We start from the raw sequence: 16,119 nt of genomic DNA on the forward strand, positions 1-16,119 counted from the left end.
GGCCCGGATGGTTTCCGGGCCCGCCCCTCGTCGCGTCATATCGCGGCATCGGCCGCCGGCGTCAGCTTTCGATGAACTTGTCGATCTGCTTCTGCGACCCAAGGATGATGATCTCGCCGTTGTGACGCATCACGATGTCGTTCGAACCGTATTGGAACTCCTCGCCGGGGTTCTTCACGCCGATGACGCTCACGCCGTAGCGGCCATGCACGTCGGCCTCGGCGATGGTCTGGCCGCACACCGCCGGCGGCGTCAGCACCTTCACCACGGAATACGGGCCTTCGATCTCGATGTAGTCGAGATAGCGGCTGGCCAGCAGATGACCGACACGCTTGCCGCCGTCGGTCTCCGGACGGAACACGTGGCTGGCGCCGATGCGCTGCAGGATGCGCGTGTGCTGGTGCGAGATCGACTTCGCCCATACGTCGGGGATGCCGGCGTCAAGCAGATTGCCGGTGGTGAGGATCGACGCCTCGACGCTGTCGCCGATGGCGACCAGCGCGGCGTCGAAATTCGAGGCGTTGATCTGCTCCACGGCCAGCGGATCGGATAGATCGGCCTCCATGACCGGCACCTTGCCCGCCCAGCGGGCGATGATCATCGGATCCTTGTCGACGGCGAGCACGTCCTCGCCGAGCTCGCCCAGCGTACGTGCGGCGGCCGTGCCGAAACGTCCCAGCCCCACGACCAGAACCGACCGGTTCTCGTTGCTCGAACCCATCTGCTCATTCCTCCTCGGGCGAGTGAACAAATCCTGTAACAGTGACATCATAGTGAACCATCCATCCCGGTCATCCGACGATGATGCTTTCCGCCGGGTATCGGACCGCCTGCGGCGGCTGCGGCTTGGATATCGCATAGGCGACGGTCATCGGGCCCAGACGGCCGATGAACATCAGCACGGCCAGCACATACAATGTGCCCGGATTCGACGGGTCGGCCACGCCGAGCGTGTAGCCGCCCAGACCGAACGCCGAACACACCTCGAAGAGGATGTCGGTGAGCGAACGCTGGGTGATCGTCAGCAGGATCAACGAGGCGATGTAGACCATCGCGCCGCAGGTGGCGGTGATGGCGATGGACATGATGACCGTCTGGGTGTGCAGGCGCTTGCCGAACACGGCGTCGTCCTTGCGCCGCAGGATGGCGGCCCGGCACACCAGCACCAGCACGGCGAGCGTGGTGACGCGGATGCCGCCGGCCGTCGAGGCGCTGCCGCCGCCGACGAACATGACCATCGACATGAACAGTTTCGTCTGTTCGGTCACATGGGGCATCCATGAGATGTCGAATCCGGCCGACCGGGGCATGACCGCGGCGACGAGGGAATGCCACAGCTTCGACGAGATGTCGGAGTTCCAGAACAGCGTCTGGTTATTCCACTCCACCAGCAGGAACCATACGAGCGACATGGTGACCATCGACATCGTGGTCACCATGGTGAGCTTGGTGTGCAGGTTCCAACGCCTCGGACCCTCGAGGCGTTTCGTGCAGCGGAAGATGTTGAGGATGACGGGGAATCCGAGCGTGCCGACGAATGCGCTGAGCAGGATCGGCAGGCCCACCGACCAGCTGTTGATATAGAGGCCTGCGGAATCGGGGGTGAATCCGGCGTTGTTGTATGACGCCACGGCGAAGAACAGGGCCTCCCACAGCGAATTGCCCAGACTGCCCGAGTTGATGTGCAGCAGACCGGGCAGCAGCATGAGGAACGCCACCGTCTCCACGCTGAACGTGCACACCAGCACCACGGCGATGACCGACTGCACCTCGCTGAGCTTCGAGGCGCCCAGTTCGTCGGCCGTCAGCAGCTTCTGCGATACGCGGATGCGGCGGCTGATGGTCATGGTGATCAGGGAGGCGAAGGTCATGACGCCGAGACCACCCAACTGGATGGCGATGAGAATGACGGCCTGGCCGAAATACGTCCAGTAGGCGGCCGTGTTGACGATGGCGATGCCGCATGTCGACAACGCCGAGACCGCAGTGAAGAACGCGGTGTTGAAATCGGTGAACTCGCCGCTGCGCGACGAGACCGGCATGGTCAGCAGCAGCGTGACCAGCAGGATTAGCACGATAAAATATGCGAGCGACAGGCGTCCCGGATGCGATGCAACCTTTTCGATGAGCGCCTTGTTCAGGGCCGTCGGGGAGGAATCCTGCGAATTGCGTGAGCCACCGCCGAACAGCCGTAGTCCGTCGTTATGCACGTCGATACGCTATCTCGCCTCTGCGACAACGCATGCCGTTGCCGCAGAGGACGTGGAAGGCCGGGAGGTCTACTGTCCGTCGACGATGTCGAGGACGCGCATCAGATCGCGTTCGTTGAGCACATGCGGTGCGGCCTGCTGCGTCTTCGGCTTGGCGCAGAACGCGATGCCGACGCCGGCGGCCTGGATCATGGGGATGTCGTTGGCGCCGTCGCCGATGGCCACGGTGTGCGCCATGTCGATGCCCATGCGTTCGGCCCACAGACGCAGGGAGTGGAGCTTGGTCTGCTTGGTGACGATGTCGCCGACCAGACGTCCGGTTAGCACGCCGTCGTGGATCTCCAGGCTGTTCGCGGTGCAGAAGTCGATGCCGGCGTCGGCGACGAGCCGGTCGGCGATCTCATGGAAGCCGCCGGAGACCACGCCGACCTTCCATCCGCGCTCATGGGCGGTGCGGACGAGGTCGAGCGCGCCGCGGGTGAAATGGCAGCGTCGGTAGACCGTGTCCAGCACCGACGCATCCATGCCCTCGAGCAGGGCCACGCGTTCGTGCAGGGCCGCATCGAAATCCAGCTCGCCGCGCATGGCGCGTTCGGTGATGGCGGCCACGCGCTCGCCGATGCCGGCCTCCTCGCCAAGCATGTCGATGACCTCCTCGTCGATCAGCGTGGAGTCCACGTCCATGACGACGAGCCGACGGTCCTGCCTGGCCGGGATGTCAGATTGAGAGAAAACTTGTGCGCACATTCTTCTTATTGTCGGTCGGCGTTGGACAAAGGCGATGCGGACGACGGCCGGCGGAAGGGCGGCTGGGGCCGGGGCGCCGTCGGGAAGATTGAAAGATTGTGTGTGCGGCGGGCATCGAAGCGGGCCGGGGTGCGGCGATGCTGGGAGAATCGTGAACCATGACATTCGCGAATACCGTCACCGCGGCCGCAGCGGCCCCGGTGTGCCCCTCCGCCCAGCCCGGTCTCGTCGGCGCCATGACGGACTGGCTGGTCTCCCTGATGTCCGTCCTCGGCGGCCCCGGCGTCGGACTGGCCATCGCCCTGGAATCCGTGTTCCCCCCGATTCCCAGCGAGATCATCCTGCCATTGGCCGGATTCACCGCATCCACCGGGCGTCTGTCGCTGCTGGAGGCCATCATCTGGGCGACCATCGGCTCGCTGGTCGGCGCATGGGTGCTGTACGGGGTCTCACGCTGGATAGGCCTCGAACGACTGCTGGCGATCGCCGACCGCGTCCCCGGCGTCTCCCGCGCCGACATCGAGAAGGCCGACCGATGGTTCGCCAGATTCGGCTCCTGGTCGGTGCTCATCGGCCGCGTGATTCCCGTGGTGCGTTCGCTGATCTCCATTCCCGCGGGATTCAACGCCATGAACTTCGCGCGGTTCACCGGCTGGACGCTGTTGGGCTCGTCGGTGTGGAACACCATACTCATCGGCTCCGGATATCTGCTGGGCGAGAACTGGTGCTCCATGCTGGGCGCGCTTGGTGTGTTCGAGGACGTGATCGTGGCGGTGGTGGCGCTCGCCGTGGTGGCGCTGCTGGTGCGATGGGTGCATAATCTGATAGGAAACGCGCGGAAAGGCGGCGACAGATGACTGACGCAACGGCGGAGCGGATGCCGGCGGGGGAGCACGACGACGAAGGACTGGAGGAGCGGTACCGGCGGATGGCCGAACACGCCGACGTGCTGCAGGCGAAGAACCATGCGCTCGCGCAGGCGCTGAACCGCGCCGGCAAGGAGCTGAGGCAGGCGAAATCCCAGCTGGTGAGCCTCGCCCGCCCACCCGAGAACTTCGCCGTGTTCGTGCGCGTCGACTCCAGCCGCGTCGATGACGACGGCGTGCGTCATGCCGCCGCGGAAGTGGTGATGGGCTCGCGCCGCATGGTCGTGCCGGTCTCCGGCCTGGTGAACGTCGACCGTCTCTCCTGCGGGCAGACGGTGCTGCTCAACGAGAACATGGTGATCGTCGCCACCCGCGACGTGGCCCTCGCCGGCACCGTGCGCAAGCTGACGGAGATCCTGCCGTCAGGCCGTCTCGTGGTGTGCGACCAGAACGGCCAGGCCAGCGTGGTCATACGGGCCGGGGCATTGGCGAACGCCGACCTGGAGCGCGGCGACCGCCTGCTGACCGACCCCTCCGGGACCATAGCCGTCGAATCGCTGCCCAGGCAGGACGAACGCGACCTCGTGCTCGAGGAGGTGCCGGACGTCTCCTTCGCCGACATCGGCGGGCTTGATGCGCAGATCGACCAGATCCGCGACGCCGTGGAGCTGCCGTTCCTGCACCGTGACCTGTTCGAACGCTACGACCTGAATCCGCCGCGGGGCGTGCTGCTCTACGGTCCTCCCGGCAACGGCAAGACGCTGATCGCCAAGGCCGTGGCGAACTCCCTCGCCCAGGGCAGCGGCTCGAAGTCCGGCGTCTTCCTTTCGGTCAAGGGACCGGAGATCCTCAGCAAGTTCGTCGGCGAATCCGAGCGCATCATCCGCTCCATCTTCGACCGGGCGCGCAAACGCGCCGCCAGCGGCGTGCCGGTCATCGTGTTCATCGACGAGATGGACTCCCTGCTGCGCACGCGAGGCTCGGGCGTCTCCTCCGACGTGGAGACGACCATCGTGCCGCAGTTCCTCGCCGAACTCGACGGCATCGAGACCCTGCACAACGTGATGGTCATCGGCGCATCCAACCGCGTCGACATGATCGATCCGGCCGTGCTGCGTCCGGGACGCCTCGACGTGAAGATCCGCATCGACAGGCCGGGCCGGGCACAGGCCGCGTCCATCCTGCGGCACTATCTGACCGACGACCTACCGCTGGTGGCGGGAACGACCGCCGACGACCTGATCGCCGTGATGGTGGGAGACATCTTCCGCCGCGACGACAGCCGGCACGTATGCGATGTCGAGGACGATCGCGGCGAATGGACCGGCGTGTATTTCGGCGACCTGATCTCCGGTGCGATGCTGAAGAACATCGTCGACCGGGCGAAGACCGCCGCGGTCAAGTCGTCGCTGGTCTCCGGCCGCGAGGCCGAACTCGACGCGGCGGCGCTCGGCCGCGCCGTCGACGAGGAATGCCGCGAATCCATGGACTCCATCACCGGGGCGAATCCAAGACAATGGACCATGCTCAACGGCATCGACGTGAACCGCGCCACCGCCGTGGTGCCGGCGCGGCGCCGATAGGCCGCCGGCCCGGCGCCGCGCCGGCGGGGCCGACGAGATTTTTCGACTAAAGAGGTTTGACTATATGAGCGTTCTCCGACCAATGGGCACCGAAACCGAATACGCCGTCGTCGACAGGGACAACCCCCGCGCCAACCCGGTGCAATTGTCCTTCGACGTCGTGGCCGCTGCCGCCGACGAGCGGACGCGGCACATCCGATGGGACTATCGTCCCGAGGACCCCGTCAACGACGCGCGCGGATACCGGCTCGAACGCGCCGCCGCGCGCCCCGACATGCTCACCGACGCGCCGCAGCTGCAGGTCACCAACACCATCGCGCCGAACGGAGGCCGCATCTACGTCGACCACGCGCACCCCGAATACTCGTCGCCCGAGACCTGCGATCCGTTCGAGGCCGTGCGCTACGACCATGCCGGCGACCCGCTCATGGCGCAGGCGGCCCGCAAGGCCAGCGCCGCCACCGGCAAACGCATCATGCTGTACCGCAACAACGTGGACGGCAAGGGCGCCAGCTGGGGATCTCACGAAAGCTACCAGATCTCACGGGCCGTGCCGTTCGACACCCTGTCGGCGCTGATGGCGGCGCACTTCGTCACCCGGCAGATCTACTGCGGCTCCGGCAGGGTGGGACTGGGCGAACGCAGCGAGGGCACGGGATTCCAGCTCAGCCAGCGCGCCGACTACATGCACGCCAGGGTGGGGCTGCAGACCACGTTCGACCGGCCGATCGTCAACACCCGCGACGAATCGCACAGCACCGACGAATACCGGCGCCTGCATGTGATCGTCGGCGACGCCAACCGCATGGACGTGCCCGACGCGCTCAAACTCGGCACGACCAGCATGCTGGCATGGCTGGCCGAACAGGCCCCGGCCGTCGGCTACGACCTGGACGGCCTGCTGCGGCGTCTCGCGCTCGCCGACCCCGTCGACGCCATCCACACCGTGTCCCACGACCTGACGCTGCGCGCCCCACTGTCGCTCGAGGACGGCGGTTCCATAACGGCCTGGCAGATGCAGGTGATGCTGCGCTCCGCCGTATACGAGGCGGCCGCCGCAGCCTACGGCACCGACATCGAGGGCGAGCCGCTGTGGCCCGACGATTCAACCAAGCGCATCATGGCCATGTGGGGCACCGCATTGGAGGACGTGATCCGCGTGGCCCATGCGGACGATGCCGAACGCCTGGGCATGGCCTCGGCCGCCAGCCGCCTGGAATGGCTGCTCAAATGGCAGCTGATGGAGCGCCTGCGTACCAAGCGCGGCACGGATTGGAACGATCCGCGGCTCGCCGCCATGGACATCGCATGGGCCGCTCTGGAGCCCAAGGCGTCCATCTTCGAAGCCGTGCGATCGCACGCCTGCAGCCTGACGGACGACGAGACGGTGCGATCGGCCGGCGTCACGCCGCCGGAGCATACCCGCGCATGGTTCCGCGCCGCGCTCATCGACCGCTTCCCCGACGACGTGGTCGCCGCCGCGTGGAAAAGCGTCACCGTGCGCATGGCCGACGGGACGCTGCGCGACATCGACATCGCCGACCCGCGCGGGCACACGGCCGAACGGTTCCGCGCCGCGCTCGAATCCGCGCGCAGCGTGGACGACCTGGTCGCCGGTTTGGAATGAGGCCGAGGGACCGTACCATGGAGACGGAACACGATACGCGGACACGAATACGAACGAACGAAACCGACGATACGAACGAGGAGCATACTGCATGGATTTGCGCGAACTCGCGGTGAAGGTCTCCGCGGTGGTGAGCGAGGCCGGAACCCTTGCCTACCAGGACCAGATGAAGCCCCATGATTTCATAGAGGACGCACGCAAGGACCGCTCCCGCAAGCGCCAGTACACGACCGTGGACGATCGTCTGGTGCGGTTCTGCCACGAACGCATCAACGCCATCCACCCCTACGAATGCTGGGAGGAGGCCGGCTCCGACCGCAAGCCCGGCGAACGGTACTGGTGCATCGGCCGCATCGACGGCGCCATCAACTACATGAGGAACATGCCGGAGTGGACGGTCACCGTCTCCCTGTTCGAGGTGGACGAGGACGGCACCAACGTGCCCATCCTCGGCGTGGTGCACGCGCCGGTGCAGGGCCTGACCTACATGGCGGCGAAGGGTTACGGCGCCATCCGCATCCGGTCCACGGCGCTGGGGGAGAAACGCGAGAAGATCATGCCGTCCACCACGGCGACGCTCAGGGAGTCCGTGGTGAGCTTCGGCATGTCGTATTTCCCCGACGAGTCGAAGCGCGCGCTCAACACCGCCGCCGCGCTCGCCGGCAAACCCGCCGACATCAAGCGCGTCGGACCGGTCTCCATGGACCTGTGCAAGGTCGCCGACGGCACCTACGACGCCTACTTCGAGCCCTCGCTGCACTCGTGGGACGTGCCGGGGGTCTCCGCCGGCGCCGTCATCCTGCGCGAGGCCCAGGGGCGGCTCGAACGTTGGGACGGCAGCGACATCGTGTGGGGCGCGTCGAACGACGTCGTGGCGTCGAACGGGCCCATCATGGACGAACTGCGCCCATACCTGCGGTGATGCGCTATCGTGCAATCGAAGCACCGTCCCGCATGAATTCCGGGAACCACCAGTAGACCGGATTCAAAACCGGCCGGACTAATAGGCCGGACATAATAGGACCAGATAAAGGAGCGTCGCATCATGCCACAGGAACAGCGGTCGGCACAGTCGTCCGACCTCACCCAGCAGGAAACGGACCAGCAGGACGTCACCCGTCAGGAGGGCGATTTCGCCGAGCAGGCGTCGAGCCTGGACTCCCTGCTCGACGACATCGAATCCACGCTGGAGACCAACGCCGAGGAATACGTGTCCAGCTTCGTGCAGAAAGGCGGCGAGTGAGTGCCGCAGCTACGCGACAGCCGTGACACCGGCGCCGGGCGCGGCCACGCCGGCGCGGAGCACGCCCACGACTTCACCCGCATATTCGGCGTGGAGACCGAATACGGCGTCGCCGTGACCGAATCGGACAAGCCCGTGGACCCCGGGCAGGTGGCCATGACGATGTTCCGTCCCGTGGTCTCCCGCTCCCGTTCCACGAACACGTATCTGGTGAACGGCTCCCGCCTCTACCTCGACGTGGGCAGCCACCCCGAATACGCCACGGCCGAGGCCATCCGTCCGATGGATGCGCTGGCGCAGGACCTCGCCGGCGAACGGGTGATGCGCCGTCTCGCCCTGCAGGCTCAGGAGAGCCTGCACGAGGGGTACGGCCAGCGGGCTCGCATCCACCTGTTCAAGAACAACGTGGACTCCGCCGGCCACTCCTTCGGATGCCATGAGAACTACCTGCTGCGCCGACAGGTGCCGCTCAGCGCCATCGAACACGAGCTGGTGCCGTTCCTCGTGACCCGCCAGCTGTTCACCGGCGCCGGACGGTTCACCGCCGACCCGACCGTTGAGGACGGGTTCGAGATCTCCCAGCGTGCGGAGTTCCTCGACGACGCGGTCTCAAGCTCCACCACACGCTCACGGCCGATGGTGAACACCCGCGACGAACCACACGCCGATTCCGACCTGTTCCGCCGTCTGCATGTGATCGTCGGCGACTCGAACCGCTCCCAGACGGCGACATGGATGAAGATGGCCGTCACCCATCTGGTGCTGTGCGTCATCGAGGAGGCATGGCGGAGGGGCGCCGTCAGCGAATGCGCGTCGATGACACTCGCCGACCCGAGCGAGGCCATCCGCACGGTCAGCCGCGACCGTACCGGCACGGCGCCGGTGGCGCTCGCCGACGGCACGACCGCCAGTGCGCTCGCCATGCAGCGACGCTATTACGACATCGTCAGCGGATTCATCGACCGTCATGCCGGCGCGATGGCCGTCATCCTGCCGGATTACGAGCGGGCGATGGCATTGTGGCGTCAGGCGCTGGACGCCGTCGAATCCGGTGATTGGCGGCGACTGGCCTCCTGGGTTGACTGGGCGGCCAAGCTCCAGCTCATCCAGGCGATGAAACGGCGCGACCCGAATCTGTCGGACGCGCGGATCAGGCAGGTCGACTTCGACTACCACGACATCGTCAACGGCACGATCTTCCCCCGTCTCGAGCGTGGCGGCCTCATCCGCACCATGGTCGACGAGACGCATATCGAACAGGCCGTCGAGCAGCCGCCGGCCGACACCCGCGCCGCCCTGCGCGGACGGTTCGTGCGCGAGGCGCTGCGCACCGACGCGCACTGGTCATGCGACTGGACGCATGTGTCGCTGATCAGTCCGGTGAAGCTCGAGGCCGAGATGCTCGACCCGTTCGACCCCAAGCCGGATGACGCCTACGACGCCGTTCTCGACACGTTGCGCTCCCTGTGACGGAGCCGGAGTTCGCGGTCGGACGAGATGTAAAGCAAAGAAGAGCCCCGCAGCCATGATGACTGCGGGGCTCTTCTACAAGTCTTTTCGCGTTGCTGGCGGCTATGGCTTACTCGGCGACGGCCTTCTTCAGCAGGGAGCCGGCGGAGAGCTTCACACCGTAGCCGGCCGGAATCTTGATGGTCTCGCCCGTGCGCGGGTTGCGACCGGTGCGGGCGGCGCGCTTCACGCGCTCGGCGGAGAAGACGCCGGTGAGCTTCAGGCCTTCGCCGGACTTCAGGGACTCGACGAGCACTTCCTGGAAGGCGTTCACAGCTGCCTCGGACTGGGCCTTGGTCAGGTTGGACTTCTGAGCGATCTTGGACACCAGGTCAGACTTGTTGTATGCCATAATGCACAATTTCCTTCTGTCAGTGGGCCTACCCTCTAAATCGGGAAAACCCTTGGAACACAACCGATTGTAACGTATCGCTGAGGCAATTTACGCATTCTTCGCGAAAAACCCGACCTTTTGGTGTTTGCGTGAAGATTCTGTGCCCGATACGTCCGCGACTCATAGCAAATCATGGGAATTCATCCATTTCATGGCCATGCCGCCGATGGGGATGCGCAGCCAATACGTGAGCAGACGGAACAGCATCGTGGACGACAGCGCCACCGCCGAGGGGATGCCGACCGAGGTGAAGCCCAGGGTCAGCGCCGCCTCTATGGCGCCGAGGCCGCCCGGTGTCGGAACCGCCGAGGCCAGCGTATTGGTCAGCACGTAGATGAACACGGTCTCCAGCGGATTCGTGTACTGGGCGAACGCCATGAGCGACGCCCAGAAGCTCATGCCCAGCATGGAGGTCTGGAACAGCCATCCGAGCGTGGCGATCGCCAGTCTGCGCGGCTGCGACAGCAGGTCGACGAGCTGGCGGGCATAGGAGAGCACCACCGGCATCACCTTGTCGAGGACGAGCCTTCTGGTGAACGGGATGATCATGACCAGCGAGACCACCGCGGCCGCCAGACCAATCACCGTGACCAGCGTGTTGGTGGGGATCATGCCCGAAAGCGAATTGCGGCCGGTGAAGACGCCGATGACCAGCAGCAGCGACGTGATGGCGATCGCCTGGATCACGATGATGGCGCTGGTGATCGCCGTCGCCGCCGAATTGCGGTAGCCGCTCTTGCGCAGATACTGCAGCATGACGAATGCGGGGCCGACGCCTGCGGGCATCGAAATGGTGGTGAAGCCGGAGGCCGCCTGCACGGCGAGCACGCCGGACGGGTGGCAACGGTCCCTGTCCACATACACGTACAGCGCCACGGCGGAGCCGACCCACGACAGCAGGCCGAAGAGATAGCCCAGCGCCGCCATCCACGGGTTCGCGCGGGAGACCGCCGTGATGACCTCGTGCATGTTGAGCTGGGTGAACACCACGACCACCGCCACGATGATCAGGGCGATCATGATGACCGAGCGGGCGTTGAACCGGGAGAGCGTGACCTGGGGGAGTGCCTCGGCCTCCTCGGCCGGCGCCAGCGCGCTCAGACCGCCACGCAGCTCGCGCATGGTCTGGCGCGACCAGAACTCGTCGGACTTCGTCTCCTGGGGAATCGCCACGTTCTGCACGAACGGCACCAGCGCCACCAGTGCCTGCCTGCCCCAGCAACGCTCCGCGCATGCGATGACGCGGGCTATGCTGGTGCGGCAGCTCAACGCCGTCAGCAGCTGGATGCGGTCGATGGCGACATTGGCCGCGGAACTTGCATCGTCGCCGTTCTGCCATCCGGCAAGCACCAGACGGCCCGAACCGGAGCGGGCGAACGACAGGGGAGTGATCGCGCGATGCGTGATGCCGCGCGCGTTCGCCGTGCCGAGATACTCCATCACCGACGTCAGGTCGTCGTCGTCGACCTCGTTCCAATCAACGGACGAATAGGGATGCGTGCCGGAGAAGACGACGATGGACGATTCACCCACCTCGGCGCGGCCATACACCTCCGGGGTCTCCAGCCCGATGTTGCGCAGGGTCAGCAGCAGGTCGACGTGATGATGCGTGGTCGCGCTCATCGACCGGTCGGTTCGCAGGTCGACGCCGCTGGCCATGCGCAGCCACTGCCACAACTGGGAGAGATAGCCGACGGTACGCGTCTGCTCGTCACGGACGGATACGATGCAGGTGCCGCCGTCACGGGTCGTCGCCTTGTAGATGCGCGACAACGGCGCCAGGTCATCGACCAGCGACGGGCGTTTGGCGCCGGCAGGACCGTGAATGCCCTCCTGGCGAGTCAGCTCCGACACGTCCAGTCCTATGGAGGACAAGGCCTGAACGATCTGCATGCCCCACGCGCCCTTGTTCTGCGTGCCCATGGCGAACCGCACCAGCAGGCCGATGAGCCGGCCGCTGGCCATGGCCACGGCCACGCCGGCGATGGGGTCGATGGAGATGACCACCAGCAGGATGGCCAATGAGAACAGGCTGTTCCATCCCCATTTCACCGTGCCGCGCAGCCGATGCGGGCCCGCCGCGGTAAGGAACGCGGCAAGACCGGCGAACATGTCGGGCAGCAGCGGACCATGCCCCAGCACGCTGGTGGAATCCAATGCGGTCACCAGCTGGTCGGAGCCGAACATGTCGATGACGAGGCTGAGACCGCCGGCCAGCCCGTAGCCGAGGAACATCGATACGATGGAGACGATGGCCTGCACCCATTCCCTGGCGATGAGCAGCTGCACGAGCACGGAGCCCACCACCAGCACGGTGACGACCTGCTGCAGCAGCGACAGCGGCAGCTCGACCAGCCAGCCCACCGCGGTACCGGCGTGATGCACGTCGGATTCCACGCCACTGGATATGCCGGTGAGGTACACGGAGGCCAGCATCACCAGCACGGCGATGGCGACGGCGCCGGCAGCGCTCACCAGATCCGAGAAATCATGGACCCTGGTGGGAGGGACGTCGCAAATGGAGACGTCGTCCCCTGCGGCCTCGGCGGATGCGTTGGCGGAGGGGACGACGTCTTCGGAAATATCGGTTGGATCGTCGCGAACGGACATCAGTCGAAATCGACGAGCTTGTCGGCGATACCGGTGTAGGTGGCCGGGGTCAGCGAGCTCAGACGCTTCGCGGTCTCCTCGTCGAAGTCGAGCGTGGCGATGAAGCTCTCCACGTCCTGCTTGGAGATGGAGTGGCCGCGCATGAGCTCCTTGACCTTCTCGTACGGCTTGTCCATGCCTTCGCGGCCCTCGAGCGCGGCGGCGCGCATGGCGGTCTGGATCGGCTCGCCGAGCACCTCCCAGTTCTCGTCGAGCTCGCGCTCGATGACGATGTCGTTCGGATGGATGGAGTTCAGGCCGCCCAGCAGGTTGTTCAGGGCGAGCAGCGAGTAGCCGAGGCCCACGCCCACGTTGCGCTGCGTGGTGGAATCGGTCAGGTCGCGCTGCCAGCGGCTTTCGACCAGCGTGGCGGCGAGGGTCTCCAGCAGTGAGCAGGAGATCTCGAAGTTCGCCTCGGCGTTCTCGAAGCGGATCGGGTTCACCTTGTGCGGCATGGTGGAGGAGCCGGTGGCGCCCTTGACCGGGACCTGGGCGAACACGCCGCGAGAGATGTACATCCACACGTCCACGCACAGGTTGTGCAGGATGCGGTTCACGTGGCTGATCGTGGAGTAGAGCTCGGCCTGCCAGTCGTGGCTTTCGATCTGCGTGGTCAGCGGGTTCCAGGTCAGACCCATGCGGTTGGTGACGAACTCGCGGGAGACGGCCACCCAGTCCACGTCCGGGTAGGCGGCCAGATGCGCGCCGAACGTGCCGGTCGCGCCGTTGATCTTGCCCAGATACTCCTGGTCGGCGATCTTCCTCATCTGGCGGCGCAGACGGTACACGTACACCGCCAGCTCCTTGCCCAGCGTGGTGGGCGTGGCCGGCTGGCCGTGCGTCAGGCTCAGCATGGCCTTGTCCTTGAAGGCCTCGGCCTTCTCGGCGAGGTGGTCGACGATCTTCTCCGCGGCGGGCGTCCACACGTTCTCGACGGCCTGCTTGATGCACAGTGCGTACGAGAGGTTGTTGATGTCCTCGGAGGTGCAGGCGAAGTGCACCAGCTGCTTGATGTGCGGCAGCTGCGTGTCGGCGCCCAGCGACTCGGGGGCCTTGTCGAGCTGGTCGTCGATGTAGTATTCCACGGCCTTCACGTCGTGGTGGGTGATGGCCTCGTGCGCGGCCATCTGGGCGATGCCCTCGGCGCCGAAGTTCTCCGGAATGGCGCGCAGGTACGCGATCTCGGCGTCGGTGAACGGCTTCACGCCGCCGACGATCGGGCCGTCGCCCATGCCGTTGGCCAGCAGGATCATCCACTCGACCTCCACGTGCAGGCGTTCGCGGTTGAGCGCCGGCTCGCTCATGTACTCGGTCAGTTCGGCGGTCTGCTTGTGGTAGCGCCCATCCAGCGGGCTCAGTGCGATTGCGGGGGAGATGTCAGTCAACTTCATGCACAACACAATACGTGAAGCCGTACCCTACTTGGATATGTGGCCACGCCAGTAGGTGGTCTCCTTCAGCTCGCCGCCGATGACCTCCCGGAAATGCCGCTCATGGCCCTGCAGCGCCGTGGAGCCGAGCTTCTCGGCGTCATGCCACGTCGCCTTCATGTAGTTCATGTCGTGCGTGATGGACTTGCCGGCCCCGGTGTTCTCCACGGCGGTTCCCCGTTCGACGCCGAGGGGCTGGCTCATGCCGCGTACGGTGAGCCAGGTGGGCGACATCGGGTTCTGCGCGCCGTCGAGGTTCGACACCAGCTCGTCGTTCACCTCGATGCTCGTCACCCAGGTGTTCGCGCCGATCGGATGGTTCGCGACGGGCGACCCGGCGGTGACGATGTGCTGGATGTTGTACTTGTCGGAGAAGTCGGCCGCCATCGTCGCCGCCACGATGCCGCCCTGTGAATGGCCGACGATGGCCACCGGGTCGTCGGGCCCGATGCCGGCGCGGCTCATGGCCTCGTCGACCATGCGTGCGCTGTCGGCGGCCTTGCGCTGCTCGGCATCGGAGCTCATCAGCTCCACGTTCGTCTGCCAGCTGAACGGCGAATCGAAATGGCCGTCGGTGCCGGGAACCGTCACCATCCAGGCGGTCGTGCCGTCATCGCGCAGATAGCGCTGGATGGCTATGGAACCGTAGTCCACCTTCTTGAGCCTCATGTCGTGCACGTTCGTCAACGAATCCGCGATGGTCCGCGTCTCGCCGATGCCGTGCAGCGGCCGTATCTGGGTCACCGTCAGCTTGTCGCCGAACGCGGCGTTGTTCAGGGGAGCGAGATACTCGGATATCTTGCCTGCGGCCTCGTTGACCTCGTTCGTGGATACGGCGCCATGCAGCTTCGCCTTGCCGTTCGTGCCGTTGGTGATGCCCGTTCCCAACGCCGCGAGCAGTCCCTCCTGGGCCCACCACGAATCGGTCACCGCGTATATCGGATTGAACCGGCCCTCCTCCAGCGACCCCTTCAGCACGCTCGCCCCTGCCAACGCCGCGAATATGCCTGCGGCATACCCCGGCTCCGTGAGCGCGCCGAGCTGCAGCATCTCGCCCACGATCCGGGCCGCGGCATGTTCTGCATTGGAATACAGCGAATACGCGCGGATGATGCGGTCGGACAGATCCTCCAGGGTCTTCGAGAGCTTTGCGGCCTCGACCGCCCGCTCGTTCGCATGACGTGTGGTCGTGGCATAGTCCAGTGATACGTGCACGGCGGTATCGGCGGTGCCGGCGTCTCCCGCCACGCACGAGCCGTCGGCCATGACGGCGCCGGACGTGGGAGCCCCGCCCAGCTTCGGACAGAACGGGGCGGCGGAGCGTCGATGCTGCAGCTGGATGGGCAGCGACTGCCAGTGGCCGTCGATGCGTTCCACCGCCAGCGCCGCCGACCCCAAGGCCTTCGCGACCTCGCCGAACCTGTCGAGATCGGCGCTCGTCGTCGTTCCCGTTCCGCCATACACGCGGGATTTCACATGCGCGCTCATAATACGGCCTCCGCGCTGTCGAGGAACCGGGCCGTGCCCTGGGAGCCCGAGTCGAGATCCTGCGCCAAAAGGGAGGCCTTGCCCACCGTGGCGTGGAAGCGTTCGCCGGCTTCGCCCTGCCAGGTGAGCGTCGCGGCTGCGGCCAGTGCGTCAATGGCCTGCCGGGCGATGGTCGCCGACGATGCGGCCAGGGTGAGGGCCTGTGCGCGCGAGTCCTCGAGCACTGCGGCGCAGCCGCATTGCGCGGCCGTCGTCTGACCGGAGGATGCGCGGATCGCCTGCGCGAGCGGACTGCTTGACGGCGCCTGGCCGAAGGGGTGCTGTCCGAACGATGGTGTGGAGGTGTTCTGCGTCATACCGCGATTGAACCATG

14 protein-coding genes are annotated in these 16,119 nt (G+C 65.9%); 6 read left to right on the forward strand and 8 right to left on the reverse strand.

What is annotated here, in order from left to right; all coding sequences use genetic code 11:
• Positions 1–61: 61 nt before the first annotated feature.
• The 3 genes from GFD18_RS07380 to serB all read right to left on the reverse strand — a co-directional run bounded on the left by GFD18_RS07380 (position 62) and on the right by serB (position 2,957).
• Positions 62–721: a potassium channel family protein gene (locus tag GFD18_RS07380; RefSeq protein WP_225432970.1), complete on the reverse strand. Its 660-nt coding sequence runs from the start codon at positions 719–721 to the stop codon at positions 62–64.
• 70 nt (positions 722–791) lie between these two features.
• Entirely contained in the window at positions 792–2,210 is a 1,419-nt protein-coding gene (locus GFD18_RS07385; RefSeq protein WP_318644502.1) for a potassium transporter TrkG, read from the reverse strand.
• Positions 2,211–2,279: 69 nt separating this feature from the next.
• Positions 2,280–2,957 (reverse strand): phosphoserine phosphatase SerB, encoded by a 678-nt coding sequence (gene serB, locus GFD18_RS07390; protein WP_163199017.1) that lies wholly within the window; start codon positions 2,955–2,957, stop codon positions 2,280–2,282.
• 158 nt (positions 2,958–3,115) lie between these two features.
• On the opposite strand from serB, the gene GFD18_RS07395 reads away from it, so the two are divergent.
• The 6 genes from GFD18_RS07395 to pafA all read left to right on the forward strand — a co-directional run bounded on the left by GFD18_RS07395 (position 3,116) and on the right by pafA (position 9,746).
• On the forward strand, positions 3,116–3,814 hold the full coding sequence (locus tag GFD18_RS07395; RefSeq protein WP_225432971.1) for a DedA family protein: 699 nt from the start codon (positions 3,116–3,118) through the stop codon (positions 3,812–3,814).
• A gap of 71 nt (positions 3,815–3,885) precedes the next feature.
• A complete protein-coding gene (gene arc, locus GFD18_RS07400) occupies positions 3,886–5,406 on the forward strand; it encodes a proteasome ATPase (protein ID WP_225432977.1) in 1,521 nt (506 codons plus the stop codon).
• Positions 5,407–5,470: 64 nt separating this feature from the next.
• The gene (gene dop / locus GFD18_RS07405; protein ID WP_163199019.1) at positions 5,471–7,033 is read left to right on the forward strand and encodes a depupylase/deamidase Dop; all 1,563 of its coding nucleotides are present in this window, start codon (positions 5,471–5,473) and stop codon (positions 7,031–7,033) included.
• 91 nt (positions 7,034–7,124) lie between these two features.
• Complete coding sequence (locus GFD18_RS07410) at positions 7,125–7,955, forward strand: inositol monophosphatase family protein (RefSeq protein ID WP_163199021.1); 831 nt, start codon at positions 7,125–7,127, stop codon at positions 7,953–7,955.
• A 123-nt stretch (positions 7,956–8,078) separates the two neighbouring features.
• On the forward strand, positions 8,079–8,276 hold the full coding sequence (locus GFD18_RS07415) for a ubiquitin-like protein Pup (RefSeq protein WP_100511562.1): 198 nt from the start codon (positions 8,079–8,081) through the stop codon (positions 8,274–8,276).
• A complete protein-coding gene (gene pafA / locus GFD18_RS07420; RefSeq protein WP_163199023.1) occupies positions 8,277–9,746 on the forward strand; it encodes a Pup--protein ligase in 1,470 nt (489 codons plus the stop codon).
• A 109-nt stretch (positions 9,747–9,855) separates the two neighbouring features.
• Here pafA and GFD18_RS07425 read toward each other — a convergent pair whose 3' ends face one another.
• From GFD18_RS07425 to GFD18_RS07445, 5 genes are all read right to left on the reverse strand, one after another.
• A complete protein-coding gene (locus tag GFD18_RS07425; protein ID WP_093959424.1) occupies positions 9,856–10,137 on the reverse strand; it encodes an HU family DNA-binding protein in 282 nt (93 codons plus the stop codon).
• A gap of 162 nt (positions 10,138–10,299) precedes the next feature.
• Positions 10,300–12,654 carry a lysylphosphatidylglycerol synthase transmembrane domain-containing protein gene (locus tag GFD18_RS07430; RefSeq protein ID WP_318644507.1) on the reverse strand — a complete coding sequence of 785 codons (2,355 nt, stop codon included), beginning with the start codon at positions 12,652–12,654 and terminating at the stop codon, positions 10,300–10,302.
• Between the two features lie 134 nt (positions 12,655–12,788).
• The gene (gene purB, locus GFD18_RS07435) at positions 12,789–14,219 is read right to left on the reverse strand and encodes an adenylosuccinate lyase (protein ID WP_163199027.1); all 1,431 of its coding nucleotides are present in this window, start codon (positions 14,217–14,219) and stop codon (positions 12,789–12,791) included.
• 27 nt (positions 14,220–14,246) lie between these two features.
• Entirely contained in the window at positions 14,247–15,746 is a 1,500-nt protein-coding gene (locus GFD18_RS07440) for an esterase/lipase family protein (protein ID WP_225432973.1), read from the reverse strand.
• Complete coding sequence (locus GFD18_RS07445; RefSeq protein WP_163199029.1) at positions 15,743–16,102, reverse strand: hypothetical protein; 360 nt, start codon at positions 16,100–16,102, stop codon at positions 15,743–15,745. The genes GFD18_RS07440 and GFD18_RS07445 overlap by 4 nt, the downstream gene beginning before the upstream one ends.
• Between the last annotated feature and the right edge of the window lie 17 nt (positions 16,103–16,119).

Source organism: Bifidobacterium saimiriisciurei, assembly GCF_010667655.1.
Lineage (GTDB): Bacteria > Actinomycetota > Actinomycetes > Actinomycetales > Bifidobacteriaceae > Galliscardovia > Galliscardovia saimiriisciurei.